At 65.3% G+C, this 9,581-nt stretch carries 7 protein-coding genes and 1 riboswitch; of the genes, 4 read left to right on the top strand and 3 right to left on the bottom strand.

Features of this window, described 5'->3' with window-relative positions; all coding sequences use genetic code 11:
* From ACTHNZ_RS03895 to ACTHNZ_RS03885, 3 genes are all read right to left on the bottom strand, one after another.
* On the bottom strand, nucleotides 1-1,278 hold a 1,278-nt coding region (locus tag ACTHNZ_RS03895), incomplete at its 3' end, for a cobyrinate a,c-diamide synthase (RefSeq protein ID WP_440541178.1).
* A 2-nt stretch (nucleotides 1,279-1,280) separates the two neighbouring features.
* A complete protein-coding gene (cobO, locus tag ACTHNZ_RS03890) occupies nucleotides 1,281-1,883 on the bottom strand; it encodes a cob(I)yrinic acid a,c-diamide adenosyltransferase (RefSeq protein WP_440541177.1) in 603 nt (200 codons plus the stop codon).
* Nucleotides 1,880-2,326 (bottom strand): cobalamin biosynthesis protein, encoded by a 447-nt coding sequence (locus ACTHNZ_RS03885; RefSeq protein ID WP_440541176.1) that lies wholly within the window; start codon nucleotides 2,324-2,326, stop codon nucleotides 1,880-1,882. The genes cobO and ACTHNZ_RS03885 overlap by 4 nt, the downstream gene beginning before the upstream one ends.
* 156 nt (nucleotides 2,327-2,482) lie before the next feature.
* Nucleotides 2,483-2,757: riboswitch (cobalamin riboswitch) on the top strand.
* Between the two features lie 54 nt (nucleotides 2,758-2,811).
* Between ACTHNZ_RS03885 and cobW the strand changes: the two genes are divergently transcribed.
* The 4 genes from cobW to ACTHNZ_RS03865 all read left to right on the top strand — a co-directional run bounded on the left by cobW (nucleotide 2,812) and on the right by ACTHNZ_RS03865 (nucleotide 9,580).
* Nucleotides 2,812-3,900: a cobalamin biosynthesis protein CobW gene (cobW, locus tag ACTHNZ_RS03880; protein WP_440541175.1), complete on the top strand. Its 1,089-nt coding sequence runs from the start codon at nucleotides 2,812-2,814 to the stop codon at nucleotides 3,898-3,900.
* A 21-nt stretch (nucleotides 3,901-3,921) separates the two neighbouring features.
* Nucleotides 3,922-7,794 (top strand): cobaltochelatase subunit CobN, encoded by a 3,873-nt coding sequence (cobN, locus tag ACTHNZ_RS03875; protein WP_440541174.1) that lies wholly within the window; start codon nucleotides 3,922-3,924, stop codon nucleotides 7,792-7,794.
* Nucleotides 7,791-8,894, top strand: coding sequence for an ATP-binding protein (locus ACTHNZ_RS03870; RefSeq protein WP_440541173.1), 1,104 nt, complete (start codon nucleotides 7,791-7,793; stop codon nucleotides 8,892-8,894). The genes cobN and ACTHNZ_RS03870 overlap by 4 nt, the downstream gene beginning before the upstream one ends.
* A gap of 197 nt (nucleotides 8,895-9,091) precedes the next feature.
* Nucleotides 9,092-9,580: a vWA domain-containing protein gene (locus tag ACTHNZ_RS03865; protein WP_440541172.1), complete on the top strand. Its 489-nt coding sequence runs from the start codon at nucleotides 9,092-9,094 to the stop codon at nucleotides 9,578-9,580.
* The last annotated feature ends 1 nt before the right edge of the window (nucleotide 9,581 follow it).

The raw sequence follows: 9,581 nt of genomic DNA, 5'->3' as shown, positions 1-9,581 counted from the left end.
CAACGCGGCCGTCAGCACGGGATTGGACGGCCAATAGCCGTGCAGGTAAGTCGCCGTGATCGCCCCCGAGCGAAATACCGGCTCGCCGGCAGCTTGCGTTTGCTGCCGGATCGCGTGCCGTTCCGCGCGCATGCCGGTCGTCATGCTCGAGTAGTGAAACGTGTGCCCCGTCATTGCGCCATGCCTCGTATCGAGTGCCTGCATGCCCAGTGCGCCGAGCCGCCTGCTCATCGTCGCATGTCCGTCGAGCACGCCTAGCATGGGCGTGCGAACACCCTCCACGTCGGTCAAGCTTTCGAGCAAGTACAGCATGCCGCCGCATTCGGCCACGATCGGCTTGCCCGACGCGGCATGAGTGCGGATGGTCTCGGCACTTGCCGTGCTGGCGGCAAGCGTCGCCGCGTGCAACTCGGGATAGCCCCCGGGCAAGAACAGGGCATCGGCCCCACTAGGGACCGCCTCGTTCGCCAGCGGCGAGAAGAACGTGACGCGTGCGCCGAGCGCTTGCAGCAGGCTCACGTTAGCGGCGTAGATGAACGAGAACGCCGCATCGCGCGCAATGGCGATGTGCATCCCGTCGAGCAGCCGCGGTAGCGCCGGCACGCTCTGCGGTTCGAAGAAAACCGGCGCGGGCAGCTCGGCGAGCGCCGTCTCGGCCAGCGCCTGCGCCGTGGCTGCGATGCGCTCGTCGAGCCGATCGATCTCGCCCGCCTGATGCAGCCCCAAATGCCGCTCCGGCAAGGCAATCCGGTCAGAGGGCGCGAGGTGCCCCAGCCACCGGAGATCGGACGGCAAGCTCTCGCGCAGCATCTGTGCGTGGCGCTCCGAGCCGACGTGATTGGCCAGCACGCCATGCATGCGCACGTCTGCCCGATAACGCGCCAACCCGAATGCGAGCGCACCGAACGTCTGAGCCATTGCCTTCGCGGAGATCACGGCGGCCACAGGCACGCCGAACGTCACGGCCAAATCCGCGCTGCTGGGCGTGCCGTCGAACAGCCCCATGACGCCTTCGATCAAGATCAGGTCCGCCTGTTCGGCCGCTTCCGCAAGCAGCCGGCGGCAACCTTGCTCGCCGACCATCCAAAGATCGAGCGAGTGCACGGGCATGCCGCTCGCCCGCTCGAGAATCATCGGATCGAGAAAGTCGGGGCCCGTCTTGAAGACGCGCACGTCGCGGCCCATCCCGCGATGCAGCTGCGCCAGGCCTGCGGTGATCGTCGTCTTGCCCTGTCCGGACGCGGGGCCGCTGATGACGAGGGCAGGGCAAGCCGGCATCGTCAGAACTCCACGCCGCGCTGCGCCTTGACGCCTTGCTCGCGATACGGGTGCTTGACGAGCCGCATCTCGGTGACGAGATCGGCGGCTTCGATCAGTGCGTCGGGCGCATGGCGGCCCGTGACGACGATATGCTGCATCGGCGCGCGGGCCGTCAACACACCGAGCACTTCGTCGAGCGGCAAATATTCATACTTGAGGACGGTGTTGAGCTCGTCGAGGATCACCATCCGATAATTGCCGCTCTCGATCATCGCTACCGCTTCGTTCCAGCCTTTGCGAGCGGTAGCCATGTCGGCTGCCCGGTCCTGCGTGTTCCACGTATAGCCGTCGCCCATCGTGACGAAATCGCAGGCCGCGTGTGCGCCGAGAAAATCGCGCTCCGACGTATGCAACGCGCCTTTGATGAACTGGACGATGCCGACGCGCTCGTTGTGGCCGAGCATCCGGACGGCCATGCCGAACGCGGCCGTGCTCTTTCCCTTGCCGTTGCCCGTGTTGACGATCAGCAAGCCTTTCTCGAGCGTTGCCGACGCCTGCTTCTTCTCATGGCCTTCGCGGCGCCGCTGCGTCATGCGCAGATGCGATTCATTGTCGGTTTTCATGATGTCCTTGCCCTTGACGGGTCCGATTCTCGGTCCTGATCTCGATCCTGTTTCTCAGCGGCGGCAATGGCGACCGTGACGCCGCCGAACGCGAGCTTGCTTCGCACGAGCATGCCCCCGGGGGTGGCCAACAGCGCACACGGCTCGCATACGCCTTCGACCCCTGTATGCGTTTGCACGATGGTCGAGCCGCGCAGCGAGCGGCGTTCGCTAAAGCATGCCTGAATGTCTTGCGCCGAAAAGGCGACGAGCGGCAGGCGATGGCGCTCGCAAAAGACGACGAGCTCGCGCTCGCGCGCCTTCGATTCGAGCGTCGCGACACAGGCGACATCGGCCATCGTGCGCGGCGTGGGCAGCGATTCCAGCGCCGCACGGACTGCCGCAGCGATTTGCGAGGCCGTGACGCCGCGCCGGAACCCGAGGCCGATCGTCAGTGATCGCATGTTGGTCGAGGCCCGCGTGAAGGGAAACGAAGATACCACAGCGGCCTCGCCGAGCACCGATTCGGCAACGGCCGGCTCTCACGGATCGCGGGGAGTGCCAGCCTCGGCGCCGATTTTCGTCTGCGCTTCGTCCTTGACGCGTCGATCCCATATACCTACACTCGCGACTAATCTGGTGCTCGCGCATGCGTTCGGACATGCGCAGTTAAACGGGAAACAGCGGTTCGGCACGACAGCGCGTCGCGGCTGGGCCTACCTGTGCTGCCCCCGCAACGGTAAGCGAATGTGTCGCATTCCTGCGATGCAAGGCCGGCTTCGACATGCATCGGCATGCATGTGCAATACCACTGCGCTCGAGCCTGAACGGCGGCGTGGGAAGGTGAAGCGGTGCTTTCGCCAGCCCGGATACCGGCCGGAGAAGACGACACGCGCTGCGGGTAGGCGGCGCGCTGTCCATCTACCGTTGCTTCTTCACGCCCCCGATTATGTCGACTTCGATGCGCAAGATCCCCGTGACCGTCATCACGGGTTTTCTCGGCAGCGGCAAAACTACGCTGCTGCGCCATATTTTGTCCCAAGCAGGCGGCCTGCGAATCGCCGTCATCGTGAACGAGTTCGGCGAACTCGGCATCGACGGCGAAATCCTCAAAGGCTGCGGCATCGGCTGCGATGAAGCGGGCTCGGAGCAGGCAGGCCAATTGTACGAACTCGCGAACGGCTGCTTGTGCTGCACCGTGCAGGAAGAGTTCTTCCCGGTCATGGAGGCGCTGGTCGAGCGGCGTTCGACGATCGATCACGTCTTGATCGAAACGTCGGGCCTGGCGCTGCCGAAGCCGTTGGTTCAAGCATTCAACTGGCCCTCGATCCGCAACAGCTTCACCGTCGATGCCGTCGTCACCGTGGTCGACGGGCCCGCCGCTGCGAGCGGGCAGTTCGCCGACGATCCACGGGCCGTCGACGAACAACGCAAAAGCGACCCGAATCTCGATCATGAGTCGCCGCTGCATGAATTGTTCGAAGATCAGCTCGGCGCGGCCGATCTCGTCGTGCTGAGCAAGACGGATCTGCTCGACGAAGCCTCGCTTGCATCGGTCTGCGCGCTCATCCGCGAGGACATTCCCCCGCACGTCAAAATCGTGCCGGCCAGCCACGGCAAGCTCGATCTTCCGGTCCTGCTCGGGCTGAATTCGGCGTCGGAAGAAACCATCGACGAACGGCCCGATCATCATGGTTCCGCGGACGACCCCGATCATCATCACGACGATTTCGATTCAGTCGTCGTCTCGGGAGCGCCGGTCTCGCGCGACGCGGCGATTACCGCGTTGAAGCGGCTCGTCGAGAGCAACACGATCTATCGCGCGAAAGGATTCGCCGCGCTGCCCGGCGCACCGATGCGGCTCGTGATCCAAGGCGTGGGGCAGCGTTTCGACACCTATTTCGATCGCCGCTGGCGCGACGACGAACCGCGCACGAGCAAGTTCGTGTTGATCGGCGAGGATCTCGACGTGGCGATGCTCCAGCGCGAGTTCGACGAAGCGTTGGCCGCCCAGGCCGCTGCGGCGCCGTCTGCTTGATCGGCCGGAAGCGACGCTCGCATGCATTTGCTACGGACGGTTCCGGGTGGCTTCGTCGATGACACGGCGGGTGTCGTTCGCATCGATCAACGCCCCGGCGACATCGTCGTTCTGAGCTCGGCCGATACCACCCTGTCGCTGTTGGCCGGCGTCGTCGATCGGCTCGGGCCCGAATTCCCGAGCCTGCGGCTCACGAACGTCACGTATTTGCGGCAACCGGCGTCCGTCGATTTCTATGTCGACGATGTCCTGCAGCATGCGCGAGTCGTCGTCATCGATCATCTCGGCGGCGAAGCGTATTGGCCTTACGGGATCGAGCGCGTCGTCGATTTGGCGCGGCGCAAAGGGCAGATGCTCGTCATGTTCTCGGGCGACTTGCAGGAAGACGAGAACCTGATCGCACAGAGCACGGCGAGCCCTGACTTTTGCCGGCGCTTATGGCGCTACTTGCGCGAAGGCGGTGTGCCCAACGCCGAGGCGTTCCTGCGAACGATCGCCTGGCATGCGCTCGGCTGGGGCGAAGAGCCGCCGCTGCCGGTATCCGTGCCGAATGCCGCCCTTTATCATCCGCGGCACGACAGGCCGACGATCGCCGATTGGCAGACACGCTGGCGCGCGGATGCGCCCGTCGTCGCGATTCTCTTTTATCGGGCTCATCTTCAAGCATCGAACACGGCCGTCTTCGATGCGCTGATCGATGCGCTCGAAGCGCGCGAACTCAATCCGCTGCCGATTGCCATCACCTCGCTCAAAGATGCGATCAGCCACGAACTGGTCATGCAGCTATGCGCCGAGCACGACGTCGCGCTCGTGCTCAACACGACGGCATTCGCGGCTTCGACACCGGAAGACGGCGGATTTCCGGTGTTCGGGCTCGATGCCCCCGTCATGCAGGTCATTCTGAGCGGCGGCAACCGCGAGGACTGGGTGGAGGACAGCCAAGGGCTCAATTCGCGCGATATCGCCATGCACGTTGCGCTGCCCGAAGTGGACGGCCGCATCGTCACGCGAGCGATCAGCTTCAAGGGCCTCGCCTATCGGTGTCCGCACACGGAAGTCGACGTGGTCCGCTATCAGCCCGATGCCGAACGTGTCGCGTTCGTGGCCGAGTTGAGCCGTCGCTGGTGCCGGCTGCGCACGCTGCGCAACGATGAAAAGCGCCTGGCGCTCGTGCTTGCGAATTATCCCGTCAGCGAGGGGCGAATCGGCAATGGCGTTGGGCTCGATACGCCGGCATCGGTGATCGAGATCTTGAGGGCGTTGCGCGCGGCCGGCTATCGCCTCGACGCATTGCCGGCGGACGGCGACGCGCTGATGGCACGTCTGACGCAAGGCGTGACGAACGACCCCGACGTCCGCGATTTGCGTCCGGCGCTGCAGAGCTTGTCGCTCGACGATTATCGAGCAGCGTTCGCGGCGCTGCCGGCCGAGATTCGCGAGGCGCTGAACGAACGTTGGGGCCCCGCTCAGAGCGACCCGACGGTTCGCCGCGGGCGCTTCATGATCGCGGGATGGCGCTGCGGCCGCGTTTTCATCGGCATTCAACCGTCGCGCTCGCGCATGGACGGCGATTACGCAAGCTATCACGACGCGGATCTCGTTCCTCCGCATGCGTATCTCGCCTTCTATTTCTGGCTGCGCAAGGTCTTCGGCGTCGATGCCGTCGTGCACGTCGGCAAGCATGGCAGCCTCGAGTGGCTGCCGGGCAAGAGCGTGGCGCTCAGCGATCGCTGCTGGCCCGACCTCACGCTCGGCCCGATGCCGCATCTGTACCCGTTCATCGTCAACGACCCGGGAGAAGGCAGCCAAGCGAAGCGGCGCGCGCAGGCCGTCATCATCGATCATCTGATGCCGCCGCTCACGCGCGCCGAGTCCTATGGTCCGCTGCAGGATCTCGAACGGCAGGTCGACGAGTACTACGAAGCGCTGATGGTCGACGCGCGCCGCGCGAAGCTGCTGCGCGGCACGATTCTGCAAACGATCGTCGAGCATCGTCTCCACGAGGAACTGAGTCTCGCGAAGCCCAGCAGGCAGGACGAGGAAGACGCGCTGCTCACGCGCGTCGATGCATGGCTGTGTGAACTGAAAGAAGCGCAGATTCGCGATGGTCTGCATATCTTCGGGCGCTCGCCGAGGGGGCGCGAACGGCGCGATACGCTGCTCGCGCTCGCGCGTTTTCCGATTGGAGACGGGCGCGGCCGGCATGCGGGCCTGATCGATGCACTAGCCAAGGACCTGCAACTCGATCACGGATTCGATCCGTTGACGGCGGACTGGTCCATGCCGTGGACGGGGCCGCGTCCGGCACTGCTCGAGCAGGTCAGCGACACTGCCTGGCGTCACAACGGCGACACGCGGGAACGGCTGGAGTTGCTTGCGCAGCAGTTGTTGCAGAGCGTTTGCGAAGGCGATGACGTTGACCACGTCGATGCCCATGTCGATGTCGATGCCGATGTCGATACGAATGGCCATGTCCTGCAAAATGCCGCCGACGGCCTGCCGTTGCACCAGCTTCCGCACGCCGCCCAGGTGCTCGATCGCATCCGCTTCGATCTCGCGCCGCGTCTGGATGCATGCGGCTCCGAAGAATTGCGGCACCTGACGCGCGGCCTCGAAGGCCGCTTCGTGCCGCCGGGGCCGAGCGGCTCGCCGTCGCGCGGCCGGCCCGACGTGCTCCCGACCGGCCGCAACTTCTATTCGGTCGATACGCGCGCGATCCCGACGCAAGCCGCCTGGGCCTTGGGCCTGAAATCGTCGCGTCAATTGCTGGAACGACACTTACAGGAGCATGGCGACTACCCGCGAGCGATCGGTCTGTCGATCTGGGGCACGGCTACGATGCGCACGGGCGGTGACGATATCGCGCAAGCGATGGCGCTGCTCGGCGTGCGCCCGAAATGGGCGCCCGGCAGCCATCGCGTCACCGACTTCGAGATTCTGCCGGCCGGCGTGCTCGAACGGCCGCGCATCGACGTGACGCTGCGCGTGTCGGGCTTTTTCCGCGACGCTTTCCCGAACGTCATGCATCTGTTCGACGCGGCCGTGCAGGCCGTTGCCGAACTGGACGACGAACCCGACGACATCAACCCGATCCGCGCGCGCGTGCTGCGAGAGCGCGAGGTGTGGATGGCGAAAGGGCTCGACGAGAATGAGGCCCGCAAGCGGGCCGGCTGGCGCGTCTTCAGCTCGAAGCCGGGTGCTTATGGCGTAGGGTTGCAGCAGATGATCGATACGGGATCGTGGGACACCGATGCCGATCTGGCCGATGCCTATCGCGCGTTTGGCGCGTACGCGTACGCATCGGCAAGCGCCGGCGAGCACGCGCCTGGCGCGTTCGCGACGCGGCTGGCCGGTATCGACGTCGTGCTGCAGAACCAGGACAACCGCGAGCACGACCTGCTCGATTCGAACGACTACTACCAGTTTCAGGGCGGAATGACGGCCGCGGTTCGCCATTTTTCCGGGCAGCAGCCACGGATCTATCACGCGGATCACAGCAATCCCGATGCGCCACGCGTGCGGCCGTTGAGCGAAGAGATCGCCCGCGTGATTCGCTCGCGCGTCGTCAATCCGAAATGGCTGGACGGCGTGAAGCGGCATGGGTACAAGGGGGCAGCGGAAATCGCGGCCACCGTCGATTACCTGTTCGGCTATGACGCGACCGCGCGCGTGATTTCGGATCATCAATATGCGCTCGTCACCGACGCCTACCTGAACGATCCGGACACGCGCGGGTTCATGCAGCAACACAACCCGCATGCGCTCCATTCGGTCTGCGAGCGTTTGCTGGAAGCGATCGGCCGAGGATTGTGGCAAGCGCCCGGGGCCTATCGCGAGCAGATCGAAGAACACCTGCTGGCGACCGAGCAGCACATGGAAGAGAGATCATCGTGAATCGATCGAATGCACCGCTATCCGGCGCCGTGCCGCCGCCGTTTCCTTTGAGCGCGATCGTCGGCCACGATGCATTGCGCGAGGCGCTGTTGCTCGTTGCGGTGGATCCGTCGATTGGCGGCGTATTGGTGTGCGGCCCGCGCGGCACGGCGAAATCGACGGCGGCCCGCTCGCTCGCCGAATTGCTGCCCGACGGCCGTTTCGTCACGCTGCCGCTGGGCGCGAGCGAAGACAGGGTGGTCGGCACGCTCGATCTCGATGAAGTCTTGCGCGGCGGCGAAGTGAAGTTTTCGCCGGGCTTGCTCGCGCGCGCGAACGACGGCGTGCTCTATGTCGACGAGGTGAATCTGTTGGCCGATGCGTTGGTCGACGTAGTGCTCGACGCAGCCGCAAGCGGCGTCAACGTGGTCGAGCGCGATGGGATTTCTCATAGCCACCTCGCTCGCTTCGTCCTGATCGGCACGATGAACCCGGAGGAAGGGGAACTGCGGCCGCAGTTGCTCGACCGATTCGGCTTGATGGTGCAGTTGGATAATTGCTTCGATCCTGAGATCAGGCAACGCATCGTCAAGGCGCGGATCGCTTTCGATTTGGAGCCGGAGGCGTTTCGCCGGTCCCATGCACCGGCGCAGGAGCAATTGGCACAGCGGATACGCGAGGCGAGGGCGGTGTTGCCGGAGTTGCCCTTTGCCGACACCGTTCATGATGCCGTCACCGCGCGATGCATCGACGCGGCCGTCGATGGGCTGCGGGCCGATCTCGTCATGCTGCGCGCCGCGCGCGCGTTGGCGGCCTTGGAGTCCGCCGCGATGGTGAGCGCCGGTCATGTCGAACGCGTGGCGGAACTCGTGCTGCGGCATCGCAGGCGCGAACCGGCGCAGCCGATGAGCGACGCTCGGGCGGATTCGACGACGCAGCCTGCGATGCAAGCGCAGCGCGCTCGAGACGAGAAAGCACCGAGCGACGCGCACGCGCCTGAAGGCCGGGAACGCGGCGACGGGGCAAGCAGCGATGCTTCCGATTGGGGCTACCTGCCGCCCGAGCAGGTGGGCATTGCGCATTTCAAGGGCGTGGTCCCCCTCTCGACAAAAAAACGCTGAGCCATCGAAAGCGCGCCTCCGTTGATTCGAGCAGCGGATTTCGATGGCCATCCGGCGCAGAGGGTTCCGCCGGCCGCGCCGCGGCGGCGCGCAAGAGCCGCCACATCGCGTGGCCGGCATCGCTCGCGCAAAAGCGGCGCGCGCCGCTGCGCAAAAGCCACCTGCGCTACCTCCCGAACGACCCTGGCGGCGGCGCCTTGCATTGCTTCTTGCTCGATTGCTCGGCGTCGATGCTGGGCGGCGAGCGTTTATCGAAGGCGAAAGGCTTGATCCTGGCGTGCTTCGATCGAGCCGCGCTCGAACGTGTGCATGCCGCGCTGATCTGCTTCGGCGGTGGCCGCGCCGATCTACGATTCGGACCGGCGATACCGCGCTGGTGGAACGAACGTTGGGTCGAGCCGATCGGCGGAGGCGGAGGCACCTCGTTGTCGATCGGCATGGCCGCAGCCGCGAAGCTGCTCGAGCGGTGCAAGCGGCGCGAACCGGCGCGAGAACGCGTGCTCTGGATACTCGGAGACGGACGCACGCGCGACCGCCCGGATCGGCCGCGCGCGGCCGATCGCATCGTCATCGTCGACTGCGAACGAGACAGCACCGGCCGTGCGGCCCTGGGGCGATGGGAACGGCTGGCCCGCGAATGGGAGGCGGACTACCTGCGGCCCGAGGACATCGCCATGTCGGCATAGG

It is taken from the genome of Trinickia sp. (genome assembly GCF_051953955.1).
GTDB lineage: Bacteria > Pseudomonadota > Gammaproteobacteria > Burkholderiales > Burkholderiaceae > Trinickia.
Note: the sequence above shows the minus strand (reverse complement) of the source record. Positions and strands in the feature narration are given on the sequence as shown.